Here is a 13,372-nt window from a genome sequence, read left to right as displayed (position 1 = left end):
ATCCAGCCCGCGTCGGCCTCACGGTCGACCACAAAAAACCCGGCTTTCGCCGGGTTTTTTGTGTGCAACGCGCAGGCGCGTTATTTCTTCTTCGGCATGTACAGATCGGTGATCGTGCCGTCGTAGATTTCCGAGGCCATCGCCACCGATTCGCTCAGCGTCGGGTGCGCATGGATGGTGTGGCCGATGTCTTCGGCTTCGGCACCCATCTCGATGGCCAGGCCGATTTCGGCCAGCAGGTCACCGGCGTGCACGCCGACGATGGCACCACCGATGATGCGGTGGGTCTCTTCGTCGAAGATCAGCTTGGTAAAGCCCTCGGTACGACCGATGCCGATCGCACGGCCGCTGGCGGCCCACGGGAACTTGGCTACGCCCACCTTCAGGCCTTTGGCCTTGGCTTCGGTCTCGGTCACGCCCACCCAGGCGATTTCCGGGTTGGTGTAGGCCACCGACGGAATCACGCGGGCGACCCATTCCTTCTTGTGACCGGCAGCCACTTCAGCGGCCAGCTTGCCCTCGTGCGTGGCCTTGTGGGCCAGCATCGGGTTGCCGACGATGTCACCGATGGCAAAGATGTGCGGCACGTTGGTGCGCATCTGCCGGTCCACCGGAATGAAGCCGCGCTCGGTGACCTGCACGCCAGCCTTCTCGGCATCGATCTTCTTGCCGTTCGGCGAGCGGCCCACGGCCACCAGCACGCGGTCGAAGGTACCCTGCGCCAACGCCGGCGCCTGGCCCTCCTCGGCGGCCTCGAAGGTGACCGTGATGCCCTTGGCATCGGCGGTGACGCCCGACGCCTTGGTCTTCAGGTGCACTTCAATGCCCTGCTTCTTCAGGCGGTCGGCCAGCGGCTTGACCAGGTCCTTGTCAGCGCCCGGCATCAGCTGGTCCATGAACTCGACCACGGTGACCTTGCTGCCCAGCGCGCCATACACGGTGGCCATTTCCAGGCCGATGATGCCGCCGCCGACGACCAGCAGCGAGCCCGGCACTTCGGCCAGCTCCAGCGCGTCGGTGGAATCCATTACGCGCTTGTCGTCCCACGGGAAGTTGGGCAGCTTCACCGCCTGCGAACCGGCGGCGATGATGCACTTCTGGAAGCGCAGCAGCTGGGTGCTGCCGTCAGCGGCGGTGATTTCCAGCTCGTTGGCCGAAACAAACTTGCCCACGCCCTGCACGCTGCGGACCTTGCGCTGCTTGGCCATGCCGGCCAGGCCCTTGGTCAGCTGGTTGACGACCTTTTCCTTGTACTGGCGCAGCTTGTCCAGGGTGATGGTCGGCTTGCCGAATTCGACGCCGAAATCGCCGGCATGGGCCACTTCGTCGATGACCGCGGCAGCGTGCAGCAGGGCCTTGGACGGAATGCAGCCCACATTGAGGCAGACGCCGCCAAGGCTGGCGTAGCGCTCGACCAGCACCGTGTCCAGGCCGACGTCGGCGGCGCGGAAAGCGGCAGTGTAGCCGCCCGGGCCCGAACCCAACACGACCATTTCGCATTCGATGTCGGCCGGCTTGCCGCTGGACAGCGCCGGCTTCGGTGCCGCCGGCTCGGCCGGGGCGCGGTGCGACGGGGTCACCGGCGGCTTGCTGGCCGGGGCGGCCGCTGCCGGGGCCGGCGCGGCGGCCTTGGCCGGGGCTTCGGCGGCGCCTTCAGCGTCCAGCAGCACGACCACGGCGCCCTCGGACAGCGTGTCGCCCAGCTTGACCTTGATTTCCTTGACCACACCGGCGGCCGACGACGGCACTTCCAGGGTGGCCTTGTCCGATTCCAGGGTCACCAGACCCTGGTCCTTCTTCACCGTATCGCCGACGGCGACCAACACTTCGATCACCGGCACATCGCTGTAATCGCCGATGTCGGGAACCTTGACTTCAATCGTGGCCATGGTGGTTTTCCTCGTGCCCGCCCGGCGTGGCCGGCGGGCTGTCACTGCATCTGTTCACGCGGCCGCGCCGGGGGCAGCGGCCGCACGGTGGGGGCGAAGCGGCGCCTTACAGCAGCACGCGGCGCATGTCGGCCAGTACCTGCGACAGGTACGTGGTGAAGCGTGCGGCCAGGGCGCCATCGATGACGCGGTGGTCGTAGCTCAGCGACAGCGGCAGCATCAGCTTCGGCGCGAATTCCTTGCCATTCCAGACCGGCTGGATGGAGGACTTGGACACGCCCAGGATGGCCACTTCCGGCGCATTGACGATCGGGGTGAACGCGGTGCCACCGATGCCGCCCAGCGAGCTGATCGAGAAGCAGCCGCCGCTCATGTCGGCCGGGCCCAGCTTGCCGTCGCGGGCCTTCTTGGCCAGTTCGGTGGTTTCCTGCGCGATCTGCACCACGCCCTTCTTGTCCACGTCGCGGATGACCGGCACGACCAGGCCGTTCGGCGTATCGGCGGCAAAGCCGATGTGGAAGTACTTCTTCAGGGTCAGGTTTTCACCGCTGGCATCGAGCGAGGCGTTGAATTCCGGGAACTTCTTCAGTGCCGCGGCACTGGCCTTGATCAGGAAGGCGAGCATGGTCAGCTTGATGCCGGCCTTCTCGTTTTCCTTGTTCAGCGCCACGCGCAGGCCTTCCAGGTCAGTGATGTCGGCCTGTTCGAACTGGGTGACGTGCGGAATCATGGCCCAGTTGCGGGCCAGGTTCGCGCCGGAGATCTTCTTGATGCGCGACAGCGGCTGCACTTCGGTCTCACCGAACTTGCTGAAGTCGACCTTCGGCCACGGCAGCAGGTTCAGGCCACCACCGGCAGCAGCGGCGGCACCGCCGGCAGCCGGCACGCCACCGCTGAGTGCAGCCTTGACGAACTTCTGCACGTCACCCTTGGTGATGCGGCCGCCCTTTTCGGTGCCGCTGATCTGCAGCAGGTCCACGCCCAGTTCGCGGGCGAACACGCGCACGGCCGGGGTGGCGTACGGCACCTTGGCCGGCAGCACGCCATCGGCGTTGAACTGCACCGGCGGGCTGGTCGGCGTACCGGCCGAGGCGATTTCGCGCGCGGCCAGCTTGTCCGGCTGGGCCGGCACGGCGACCGGCTCGACCTTGGTGGCGGTCTCGGCAGCGGCCGGGGCGGCGGCAGCGGCGGCCTTGCTCGGGGCCGGCGCGGCGGCGCCCTCAGCTTCGATGATGGCGACCACGGCACCCTGCGACAGGGTGTCGCCGACCTTGACCTTCAGTTCCTTGACCACGCCAGCGACCGAGGACGGCACTTCCATGGTGGCCTTGTCGCTTTCCAGCGTGACCAGGCCCTGGTCCTTCTTGACCGTATCGCCGACGGCGACCAGCACTTCGATGACCGGGATGTCGGTGTAATCACCGATGTCCGGCACCAGGGCTTCCACCGCACCGCCGCTGGCGGCCGGGGCAGCAGCAGCCGGGGCCGGCGCGGTCTGGGTGGCAGCGGCCGGCGCAGCGGCCTTGGCCGGGGCCGGGGCGGCAGCGGCCGGCTTGGCCGCCTCGCCTTCAGCCACTTCGATCAGCGCCACGACCTTGCCCTCGGACAGGTTGTCGCCGACCTTGACCTTGATTTCCTTGACCACACCGGCGACCGAGGACGGCACTTCCATGGTGGCCTTGTCGCTTTCCAGCGTGACCAGGCCTTGGTCCTTCTTGACCGTATCGCCGACGGCGACAAGCACCTCGATTACCGGGATATCGCTGTAGTCACCGATATCGGGGACAAGTGCTTCCTTGATTTCGGCCATGGGGATAACTCCGGCAATCTGGTGTAGGGAAACGTCTATTGTGCGGCCAGCGGGGGCCAGCGCCAACCGTTACAGGTGTTTTCAGTACGCACGCCACCGGGACACGCTGTTGCCACGGGCCTGCGCGGCCTTCCAGTCGGTAGCGTATTGTCCCGTCGATGTCCGCTTCATGTCGCCAGCGCATCGGCCACGGGCTGCCAGGCCTGGCGCAGGCGGGGCAAGGACCAGGCGGCATTGGCGGGGCTGGTGGAGGGCAAGGCCAGCACCGGCGGCGGCGCCACCAGCTGCGGCAGCACCCAGCGCCGGAAGGCCTGCGCGGCGGCGGCACCATTGCAGCCGATCAGCACCAGCGACGGCAGGCCCGCGATCAGGGCGGGCAGCGCATTGGGCACTTCGCTGCCGCGCACGATGTCCGCATCCAGGCTGCCACGCCGCTGGCACTGGCCGATCACATCCCACAGCCCCACCCGCGCAACGGCCAGCGCGTGCAGGCGCTGCGCGTACGGCAGGTCCGCATCGAAACCGCACAGGGCGCCCAGCAGCGGCCAGAACCGATTGCGCGGGTGCGCGTAGTACTGCTGTTCCTGCAGCGATGCCACGCCCGGCATCGAACCGAGCAACAACACGCGACAGTCGTCGTTCACCTGCGCAGGAAAGCCGATGCACAGGTGTTCGACACTCACATCGTCTCCAACAGCATGAATATCAGGACGCATCAAAAACCCCTTTGAAACAGCACTTTCGCGCTGCTCGCTGAACAAGGACAACCATTTTTTAACGCGCGTCGGATTCGATTCATGTTGGGGCGACTACGGTGTCCTCGCCCCGCAACCGGGGGCTTAAAACAAGAAACATCAGGAGATTCCCCCATGCGCTCCATCCGTATTCTGAGCCTCGCCCTGCTGACCTCCGCCGCCTTTGCGCCGGCCGCTTTCGCCCAGGACAGCAGCACCGACACCGCTTCGGGCAAGCATTTTGCCGTGGTTGGCGGCGTGACGCTGCTGCAGCCGAAGAACGATCCCATTGAAGGCGTGAAGAAGGTCGATGGTGGCCCGGCGCCGACCGTCAGCTTCAGCTACTACGTCAACGACAACTGGGCCGTTGAACTGTGGGGCGCCGCCGACAAGTTCGACCACCGCGTGAAGGGTCCGGGCGACGCCCGCCTGGGCAACGTCGAGCAGCAGCCGGTCGCGCTGAGCGGCCAGTACCACTTCGGCCAGGCGGACAACGTGTTCCGTCCGTTCGTGGGCGTGGGCTATTTCCAGTCGGCTTTCAGCAATGAATCGCTGTCCGATGGCACCACGTCGGACATCCGCCTGAAGGATGCCAAGGGCGTGATCGGCACCGTTGGCGTGGACATGAACATCAACTCCACCTGGTTCGCCCGTGCTGACGCGCGCTACATGCGCTCGCGCCCGGACGTGAAGATCGATGGCGTGAAGGTGGGTGAAGCCAAGGTCGACCCGTGGACCGTAGGCGTGGGTATCGGTGCCCGCTTCTAAGCACCTACCCGCTTCACTGCAATAACGCGACGGGCCCTGCGGGGCCCGTCGTCGTTTCCGTCACCCGCATTCTGTAGAGTCGAGCTTGCTCGACTGCCGTTTTCTGTAGAGTCGAGCTTGCTCGACTGTTTCTCCAGCAGTCGAGCAAGCTCGACTCTACCTGGACACACGGGAGCTCCATGCACGAGGTAGACCTGCTGGTGATCGGCGGCGGCATCAACGGTGCCGGCATTGCCCGTGATGCCAGCGGCCGTGGCCTGCGCGTGCTGTTGTGCGAACAACACGACCTGGCCGCACACACTTCCAGTGCCAGCAGCAAGCTGATCCACGGCGGCCTGCGCTACCTGGAACAGGGGGAGTTCGCGCTGGTGCGCAAGGCACTGGGCGAACGCGAAGTCGTTCGCCGCCAGGCCCCGTTCCTGGTGCAGCCACTGCGCTTCGTACTGCCATGGGAACCGCACCTGCGGCCGCGCTGGATGCTGCGGCTGGGGCTGTGGCTGTACGACCACCTGGGCCAGCGCAGCCCTGCCTTCCCTGCGGCACGTGCGCTGGACATCCAGGCCGACCCGCTGGGCGCGCTGCTGCAGCCGCATCTGCAGCAGGGCTTCAGCTATGCCGACGCGCAGGTGGATGACGCACGCCTGGTGCTGCTCAATGCGCTCGATGCCGCCCACCGCGGCGCGCGCGTCCTCACCCGCACCCGCTGCCTGCAGGTAGAGCGGCACGGCACGCACTGGCAGGCGCAGCTGCAGACCGCCGCCGAACCGCCCTTCGCCGTGCATGCCCACGCCGTGGTGAACGCCGCTGGCCCCTGGGCCGGCAGCCTGCTGCAGCAGATGCAGGGCGACAGGGGTACCCCGGCCCTGCGCCTGGTGCAGGGCAGCCATATCGTTCTGCGCCGGCCCTGGCCCGGCCACAGCGCCTGCCTGCTGCAGCAGCCCGATGGTCGCGTGGTGTTCCTGCTGCCCTTCGCCGGCGACCATCTGCTGGTCGGCACCACCGATACCGACTACCACGGCGACCCGGCCCGCTGCACGGTGCTGCCTGAAGAGATCGACTACCTGTGCGCCGCAGCCAGCCGCTATCTGCGCAATCCGGCCACGCCGTCGCAGGTGGTCTGGCACTTTGCCGGGGTGCGCCCATTGCTGGCCGACCCGGACCCGCGCGCAGCACGCCTGAGCCGCGACTACCGGCTGCAGTTGCAGGACGAGGGTGCTGCGGCGCTGCATGTGCTGGGCGGCAAGCTGACCACCTACCGGGTGCTGGCCGAACAGGCCCTGGAGCTGCTGCGCAGCGCCCTGCCGCAGATGGGACCGGCCTGGACGGCACACGGTCCTGCCCTGCCCGGCAGCGACTGGGGAGATGCGGCGCAGGCCCGCCAGCAACTGCAGCAGCGCGCGCCGTGGTTGCCTGCCGGTCTGGCGCAACGCTGGGCCCACGCCTACGGCAGCCGCAGCGCCGAACTGCTGGAGGACGCGCACGATCTGCACGCACTGGGCGAAGATTTCGGTGCGGGCCTGCATGCACGCGAAGTGACCTTCCTGCGCGAACACGAATGGGCACGCAGCGCAGATGACGTAGTGTGGCGCCGGAGCAAGCTGGGCCTGCGCCTGGACTCAGCGCAGGTAGCGCGCCTGCAGACCTGGATGCAGGCCCCGTAGCGTCGAGCTTGCTCGACTCTACAGATCGCAAGCATTCCCGCATCCCCGCAGCCCATCCGCATCCCAGGCACCCCCACACACCGCACCGCCCCTGGCGATGCCGTACGATTTCCCCATCGCCACCGGAGACGCCCCATGACGCCCCGCTACGTGCTGGCCATCGACCAGGGCACCACCAGTTCACGCGCCATCCTGTTCGATCACGCCGGCGATATCGTCGGCAGCGCGCAGCGCGAGTTCGCGCAGATCTTCCCCCAGCCGGGCTGGGTCGAACATGACCCGCGCGAAATCCTGACCAGTGTCTACGCCACACTGACCGAACTGCTCAGCCGCGAACAGATCGATCCGCGCCAGATCGCGGCGCTGGGCATCACCAACCAGCGCGAAACCACCGTGGTGTGGGACCGCGCCACCGGCCAGCCGATCCACAACGCCATTGTCTGGCAGTCGCGGCAGAGCCAGGCCATCTGCGAGCGCCTGCGCGCCGATGGCCACGAAGCACTGGTGCGCGAGCGCACCGGCCTGCTGATCGACGCCTATTTTTCCGCCACGAAGGTGCGCTGGATCCTGGACCAGGTGCCCGGTGCGCAGCAGCGCGCCGAACGTGGCGAGCTGCTGTTCGGCACCATCGACAGCTGGCTGGTGTGGAACCTGAGCGGTGGCCAGGCCCACGTGACCGACTACAGCAACGCCGCGCGCACGCTGCTGTTCAACATCCACACGCTGGATTGGGACGATGACCTGCTGGCGCTGCTGGACATCCCGCGCGCCATGCTGCCGCAGGTATGCGATTCCAGTGCGGTGTACGCACATACGCGGCCGCAGTTCTTCTTCGACCACCCCATTCCCATTGCCGGCATCGCCGGCGACCAGCAGGCCGCGCTGTTCGGCCAGGCCTGCTTCACCCCCGGGCGGGTCAAGAACACCTATGGCACCGGCTGTTTCATGCTGATGCACACCGGCGAACAGGCGGTGCGTTCACGCAACGGCCTGCTCACCACCATCGCCTGGGGCCTGCACGGCAAGGTGGAATACGCACTGGAGGGCTCGATCTTCGTGGCCGGTTCGGTGGTGCAGTGGCTGCGCGACGGACTGCGCATGATCGATCATGCCAGCCAGAGCCAGGCACTGGCCGCGCAGGTGCCCGACAGCGGCGGCGTGTATCTGGTGCCGGCCTTCGTGGGCCTGGGCGCACCCTACTGGCGCAGCGACGTGCGTGGGGCGATGTTCGGCCTGTCACGCGGCACCAGCAAGGCGCACTTCGCGCGTGCCGCTCTGGAATCCATGGCCTACCAGACCCGCGACGTGCTGGATGCCATGCAGTCCGACGCCGGGATCGCGCTGAGCGAACTGCGCGCCGACGGCGGTGCGATCGCCAACGATTTCCTGGCCGGGTTCCAGGCCGACATCCTGGGCGTGCCGTTGCTGCGGCCGCGACTGACCGAGACCACCGCCTTGGGTGCAGCCTATCTGGCCGGGCTGGCAGTGGGCTTCTGGGAAAGCCGCGAGCAGATTGCCGCGCAGTGGGGCCTGGACCGCCGCTTCGAGCCGCAGATGGAGGCGGCCCGCCGCGAAAAACTTTATGCCGGCTGGCAGCAGGCGGTGGCCGCAACGCTGGCCTTCCACGTCGATTGAGATCGGTAGCGCCGGGCCATGCCCGGCGAATCCCGAACCCGCCGGGCATCGCCCGGCGGCCCCCCCCACCATCAGAACGCCGGCAGCACCGAGCCCTTGTACTTGGTTTCGATGAAGGCCTTCACCTGCAGGCTGGTCAGCGCCTTGGCCAGCTTCTGCACGCGAGCATCGTCCTTGTTGTCCGGGCGCGCCACCAGGAAGTTCACGTACGGCGAATCCTTGCTTTCGATCGCCAGCGCATCCTGGGTCGGGTTCAGGCCGGCATCCAGCGCGTAGTTGGTGTTGATCAGCGCCAGGTCCACCTGGTCCAGGACACGCGGCAGCATGGCCGAATCCAGCTCGCGGAATTTCAGCTTCTTCGGGTTGGACACGATGTCACGCTGGGTCGAAAGCGCGTTGGTCGGGTCCTTCAGTTCGATCACCCCGGCCTTGTGCAGCAGGATCAGCGCGCGGCTGTTGTTGCTGGGATCGTTGGGGATGACCACGTCGGCGCCCTCGCGCAGCTCGGCCAGCGACTTCACCTTGCGCGAATAGGCACCGAAGGGTTCGATGTGCACCCCGATCACCTTGGTCAGGTCGGTCTTGCGATCGCGGTTGTAGGCGTCCAGGTACGGCTCGGTCTGGAAGTAGTTGGCGTCCACCTGCTTCTGCACCAGCTGGTCGTTGGGCTGCACGTAGTCGTTGAACACGCGCACGTCCAGCTCCACACCTTCCTGCTTCAGGATCGGCTTGACCACGTCGAGGATCTCCGCGTGCGGCACCGCCGTGGCAGCCACCACCAGCTTCTGTGAGGGTTCGCCGGACTTGCCGCAGGCAGTCAGGGCCAGCGCAGCGGCGAACAGGGGCAGCAACAGGGTCTTCTTCATGGGTGCAGGAGATCTCTCGGGGGGGAGGGTCAGGATTTTTCGTAGTTGCTCAGGGCCAGGTCAAGCAGCGCCTTGGCCTGCTCGCGCAGCATCACCGGTTCAACGATCTCGGCGTCGGAGCCGTAGTGCAGCACATCCATCAGCAGCTCGCGCGAAACACTGTAGGGCACTTTCAGTTCATAGCGGCCATCGGGCAGAAAACGCCCCTGCTGCTTGGAATGCCAGTGTTCGTCTGCCACCCAGCGCGCCGCCTTGGCGCTGAACAGGATGGTCGCCCAGCCCTTGGGCGCGCCGGAGAAGATGCCGTAGCTGGCGCCCAGCTGTTCGTCCAGCTCGGTGTCGGCCACGTCCCTGGCGCCTTCATCCACCACCCGCGCCTTGTACACGCGATCGACGGCGAAACTGCGCAGGGCTTCGCGGTCGTGGTCCCACGCATCCAGGTACCAGTTGTCGCGGTAGTGGGTCAGGCGCTGCGGTGACACGGTGCGCCGGGTCGGCTCGTCGGTGGAGCGGGCGCGGTACTCGAAGGCCAGCTGCTTGCGCTCCAGCACGGCCGAAGCCACGGTGCGGAAACTGGCTTCGTCGAACTTGCGGCCACGGTGCGGAATGACCCGCACGCGGTCCACCGGCCAGCTGGACACTCCGGCCTGGGCGGCCAGCAGGCCCTCGATGCGCTGCTGCAGCGGCGCCAGTACCGACGACAATACGCCGCCGCCGGTGCGCGCCAGCAGGTGCTGCGAGGCCAGCAGGGCATGCAGCTCTTCGGAACTGAGCCACAGCCCGGGCAGTTCGAAGCGGTCGCTTTCATCGGCCTGGTAACGGAAGCCGGCCTCGCCGTCGCCCTCGATCGGCGCCATCAGCGCATCGCGCAGGAAGGCCAGATCGCGGTAGACGGTGGCGCGGGAACACGCCAGCTTGTCCTGCAGCGTCGCCACCGTCACCGGGTAGCGAGCGGACTTGAGCAGACGATGCAGGGCGGTGATGCGTTCGTATCGGTCCATACCCCCGATTATGTCCGAGTCGCGGGCGTTGTGTGGGGGCTTTGGGCTATCGTGGGCGCCCCCTGCCCCATGGACACCCCGATGCGCCGGTTGCCCGCCCTGCCCCTGCTGGCCTGCCTGCTGCTGGCCGGCTGCGATCGCGCCCCCGCGCCCGCGCCTGCTGCCGCACCGGTTCCCGCCGCCAACGCCGCCCAGGCGGTGCTGGCGGCCAGCCAGCGCTTTGCCGCCCTGCGCAGCTTCCATGCCGAACTGGACGTGCGCGGCGGCCCGCGCCCGGTGCGCAGCGCGATGGACTTCGTGGCCCCGGACCGCTTCCGCGTGCAGACCCCGGCCGGTGCGCAGATCATCATCGGCGACACCTTGTTCCTGCAGGCCGAAGGCGCCATCCGCCAGGTGCCGCTGCCGGCCGGCGCCCTGGAGCAGTGGCGCAGCCCACTGCCGGCCGATGCCGATCCGGCCGCCCTGCAGGTGGAGGACCTGGGCAGCCAGACGCTGGACGGGGTGAGCACGCGCCATTACCGGCTGCGCAGCGGCCCCGGCGAACACCTGGACTACTGGGTGGACGACCAGGGCCTGCCGCGGCAGATCCTGCGCAGCGGCACCGCCCAGGACGGCCCCTACCAGCTGCGGCTGCGCTATTCGCGCTTCAACGACCCTGCCCTGCGCGTCGATCTGCCCTGAATAGGCGATGCCAGCAACGGCTGCTGAAGCGCCTGGCAAAGAGGGTCGGCCTGTCATCGGCCATCCAGTATCATCACGGGTTGTTAACCGCTTCGGAGAAGCCTTGATGTCCCTGCGTTTGTCCCTGCTGGTCCCCCTGCTGCTGTGCGCGCCGCTGGCCTACGCGCAGGACGCATCCGAGCTTGCGGCGATGACCTCGCCATGGAGTGGCAGCGGCGGCGAGCTGGGCTTCGCGTCGGCACGCGGCAACAGCAGCACCGAGAGCTTCAATGGCAGCCTGCGCCTGCGCTACACCGATGATGACTGGGTGCACACCATGGACCTGTTCGGCCTGCGCTCCAGTTCCAAGGTGACCGAAACCAACGACGACGGCACCACCACGCGCCGCACCAACACCACGGCCAACCGTTACACCGGCAGCGCCGGCAGCGCGCTGCAGCTGGGCGAGCACCGCCAGCTGTCGGCCAAGGTGCGATTCGAGCGCGATGACTTCGCCACCTACGACCGCCGCAGCTCGTTCGGCCTGGGCTACGGCACCCGCCTGTGGAATACCGAACGCTTCTCCTTCGACGCCTTGATCGGCCCGGGTGTCAGCCGCACCCACAGCACCGAAGACGACAGCACCCGCACCGGCCTGATCGGCCAGGGCCAGTTCGAGCTGAAGTATTCGCTGACCGACAACACCGATCTGATCAACAACCTGCTGGTGGAATCGGGCTCGTACAACACCTTCGGCCAGAATGACTTCGGCGTGTCGGTGAGCATGAACGAGCATCTGGCGCTGAAGGCCGGCTGGCAGGCGCGTTACAACAGCGACGTGGCCGACGACAAGCGCAAGACCGATACCCTGACCACGATGAACGTGGTCTACAAGTTCAAATAAGAAACGCTTCTGTAGCGTCGAGCCATGCTCGACTGCCTGGCCAACAGCAGTCGAGCATGGCTCGACTCTACAGAAGAAGCAGTCGAGCAAGCTCGACGCTACGGAATCCCGGTCCGGTCAGACGTTCAATAGTTCGCCGGCGCCGGCATCCAGCAGCATCTTCGCCACCTGCTGGCCCAGTGCATTCGGATCGCTGCCCGGCCCGACTGCCTCGGCCCGCACCGCGCGGCCGTCACTGGCGCTGCCGACCAGGCCCTGCAGGTGCAGGTCCTCCCCCTGCCATTGCGCGATGGCCGCCACCGGCACATGGCAGCTGCCATGCAGCGCACGGTTCATCGCCCGCTCGGCCTCCACGCAGGCGCGCGTGGCCGCATCGTCCAGGCCGGCAAACAGAGCCATCAGACGCGCGTTACCACCATCGCATTCCACCGCCACCGCACCCTGTGCCGGCGCCGGCAGCCATTGCGGCGGCTGCAGGCGGGCCACGATGCGATTGCCCAGGCCCAGACGCTCCAGCCCAGCCACTGCCAGCACGATGGCGTCGTAGCCGCCATTGTCCAGCTTGGCCAGGCGCGTGTTCACGTTGCCGCGCAGGTCGAGCAGATGCAGGTCTGGGCGCAGTGCACGCAACTGGGCCTGGCGGCGCAGCGACGACGTGCCCACGCGGGCACCGATCGGCAGCGCATCCAGCGAGGCATAGAGATTGGAAACGAAACCATCGGCCGGATCGTGCCGGGTCAGCATGGCCGGCAGCGCAAAAGGCGCATCCAGTTCCATCGGCACATCCTTCAGCGAATGCACCGCGCAATCGGCTTCACCGCGCAGCATGGCCAGCTCCAGTTCCTTCAGGAACAAGCCCTTGCCGCCGATGGCGGCCAGCGAGCGGTCCAGCACCTCATCGCCGCGGGTGCTCATCGGTACCAGTTCCACGTGCAGGCCGGGATGGGCCTGGCGCAGGCGGTCGGCGACGTGTTCGCTCTGCCAGAGGGCGAGCGGGCTCTTGCGGGTGGCGATGCGGACGGTTTCCATCAGCACATTATCGCGCCTCCGGCGCGGATACGGCCAACGGCGAAGCCCCTCGTGGCGTCGGCTGATTGGATCTATCGCGCGTGGCCGGGGCGGTGGGGTCAGGCGGGGACGCCGTTAACCCATCCATGGGGGCTTGGCCGCGGCATCCATGCCGCGGACACCCCGCCTGACCCCACTGCCCCGGCCTCTGACAGTTTCCGTGCGCCGCCGCCACGGAAGATCAAAAGAAAAAGCAGAGCAACAGCAACAGCCGGTGACCTCCGGGGTCAGATCCCTTTTCCGCAGGAAAAGGGATCTGACCCCTCTTTCCCCGCCCGATAACAACTCGGCTCTTGCCGTCCGACGCCGGGAAGTTCCAGCGGTGTGGCGCATCGCGCCTCCGGCGCGGATACGGCCAACGGCGGAGCCCCTCGTG

General features: G+C 67.2%; 11 protein-coding genes. 5 read left to right on the top strand and 6 right to left on the bottom strand.

Features of this window, described 5'->3' with window-relative positions; genetic code table 11:
* Positions 1-80: 80 nt before the first annotated feature.
* The 3 genes from lpdA to RTY46_RS16140 form a co-directional block, all read right to left on the bottom strand.
* Positions 81-1,889: a dihydrolipoyl dehydrogenase gene (lpdA, locus tag RTY46_RS16150; RefSeq protein WP_312709651.1), complete on the bottom strand. Its 1,809-nt coding sequence runs from the start codon at positions 1,887-1,889 to the stop codon at positions 81-83.
* A 106-nt stretch (positions 1,890-1,995) separates the two neighbouring features.
* The gene (gene aceF / locus RTY46_RS16145) at positions 1,996-3,699 is read right to left on the bottom strand and encodes a dihydrolipoyllysine-residue acetyltransferase (protein WP_312709649.1); all 1,704 of its coding nucleotides are present in this window, start codon (positions 3,697-3,699) and stop codon (positions 1,996-1,998) included.
* Between the two features lie 167 nt (positions 3,700-3,866).
* On the bottom strand, positions 3,867-4,415 hold the full coding sequence (locus RTY46_RS16140) for a DNA-deoxyinosine glycosylase (protein WP_312709648.1): 549 nt from the start codon (positions 4,413-4,415) through the stop codon (positions 3,867-3,869).
* A gap of 153 nt (positions 4,416-4,568) precedes the next feature.
* Between RTY46_RS16140 and RTY46_RS16135 the strand changes: the two genes are divergently transcribed.
* The 3 genes from RTY46_RS16135 (at position 4,569) to glpK (ending at position 8,497) form a co-directional block, all read left to right on the top strand.
* Positions 4,569-5,201, top strand: coding sequence for an OmpW family outer membrane protein (locus tag RTY46_RS16135; RefSeq protein WP_312709646.1), 633 nt, complete (start codon positions 4,569-4,571; stop codon positions 5,199-5,201).
* A gap of 179 nt (positions 5,202-5,380) precedes the next feature.
* A complete protein-coding gene (gene glpD / locus RTY46_RS16130; protein ID WP_312709644.1) occupies positions 5,381-6,862 on the top strand; it encodes a glycerol-3-phosphate dehydrogenase in 1,482 nt (493 codons plus the stop codon).
* Between the two features lie 135 nt (positions 6,863-6,997).
* Entirely contained in the window at positions 6,998-8,497 is a 1,500-nt protein-coding gene (glpK, locus tag RTY46_RS16125) for a glycerol kinase GlpK (protein WP_312709643.1), read from the top strand.
* Positions 8,498-8,568: 71 nt separating this feature from the next.
* Here the strand turns inward: glpK and RTY46_RS16120 are convergent, their stop codons facing one another.
* Together RTY46_RS16120 and RTY46_RS16115 are read right to left on the bottom strand one after the other, a co-directional pair.
* Entirely contained in the window at positions 8,569-9,363 is a 795-nt protein-coding gene (locus RTY46_RS16120) for a MetQ/NlpA family ABC transporter substrate-binding protein (protein WP_312709642.1), read from the bottom strand.
* 29 nt (positions 9,364-9,392) lie between these two features.
* Entirely contained in the window at positions 9,393-10,364 is a 972-nt protein-coding gene (locus tag RTY46_RS16115) for a YafY family protein (protein ID WP_108750356.1), read from the bottom strand.
* Positions 10,365-10,445: 81 nt separating this feature from the next.
* Between RTY46_RS16115 and RTY46_RS16110 the strand changes: the two genes are divergently transcribed.
* Both RTY46_RS16110 and RTY46_RS16105 read left to right on the top strand, forming a co-directional pair.
* On the top strand, positions 10,446-11,045 hold the full coding sequence (locus RTY46_RS16110) for a hypothetical protein (protein WP_312709641.1): 600 nt from the start codon (positions 10,446-10,448) through the stop codon (positions 11,043-11,045).
* Positions 11,046-11,151: 106 nt separating this feature from the next.
* Positions 11,152-11,928 (top strand): DUF481 domain-containing protein, encoded by a 777-nt coding sequence (locus RTY46_RS16105; protein WP_312709640.1) that lies wholly within the window; start codon positions 11,152-11,154, stop codon positions 11,926-11,928.
* Positions 11,929-12,045: 117 nt separating this feature from the next.
* Here the strand turns inward: RTY46_RS16105 and hemC are convergent, their stop codons facing one another.
* On the bottom strand, positions 12,046-12,957 hold the full coding sequence (gene hemC / locus RTY46_RS16100; RefSeq protein WP_312709639.1) for a hydroxymethylbilane synthase: 912 nt from the start codon (positions 12,955-12,957) through the stop codon (positions 12,046-12,048).
* Between the last annotated feature and the right edge of the window lie 415 nt (positions 12,958-13,372).

It is taken from the genome of Stenotrophomonas sp. (assembly GCF_032056425.1).
Classification (GTDB): domain Bacteria; phylum Pseudomonadota; class Gammaproteobacteria; order Xanthomonadales; family Xanthomonadaceae; genus Stenotrophomonas.
The sequence above is the reverse complement of the archived record's forward strand: the minus strand, read 5'-3'. Positions and strand labels throughout refer to the sequence as shown.

Coding starts and splice junctions, on each gene's coding strand:
- lpdA (WP_312709651.1), bottom strand. CDS start 1,889: ATGGCCACGATTGAAGTCAAGGTTCCCGACATCGGCGATTACAGCGAT.
- aceF (WP_312709649.1), bottom strand. CDS start 3,699: ATGGCCGAAATCAAGGAAGCACTTGTCCCCGATATCGGTGACTACAGC.
- RTY46_RS16140 (WP_312709648.1), bottom strand. CDS start 4,415: ATGCGTCCTGATATTCATGCTGTTGGAGACGATGTGAGTGTCGAACAC.
- RTY46_RS16135 (WP_312709646.1), top strand. CDS start 4,569: ATGCGCTCCATCCGTATTCTGAGCCTCGCCCTGCTGACCTCCGCCGCC.
- glpD (WP_312709644.1), top strand. CDS start 5,381: ATGCACGAGGTAGACCTGCTGGTGATCGGCGGCGGCATCAACGGTGCC.
- glpK (WP_312709643.1), top strand. CDS start 6,998: ATGACGCCCCGCTACGTGCTGGCCATCGACCAGGGCACCACCAGTTCA.
- RTY46_RS16120 (WP_312709642.1), bottom strand. CDS start 9,363: ATGAAGAAGACCCTGTTGCTGCCCCTGTTCGCCGCTGCGCTGGCCCTG.
- RTY46_RS16115 (WP_108750356.1), bottom strand. CDS start 10,364: ATGGACCGATACGAACGCATCACCGCCCTGCATCGTCTGCTCAAGTCC.
- RTY46_RS16110 (WP_312709641.1), top strand. CDS start 10,446: ATGCGCCGGTTGCCCGCCCTGCCCCTGCTGGCCTGCCTGCTGCTGGCC.
- RTY46_RS16105 (WP_312709640.1), top strand. CDS start 11,152: ATGTCCCTGCGTTTGTCCCTGCTGGTCCCCCTGCTGCTGTGCGCGCCG.
- hemC (WP_312709639.1), bottom strand. CDS start 12,957: ATGGAAACCGTCCGCATCGCCACCCGCAAGAGCCCGCTCGCCCTCTGG.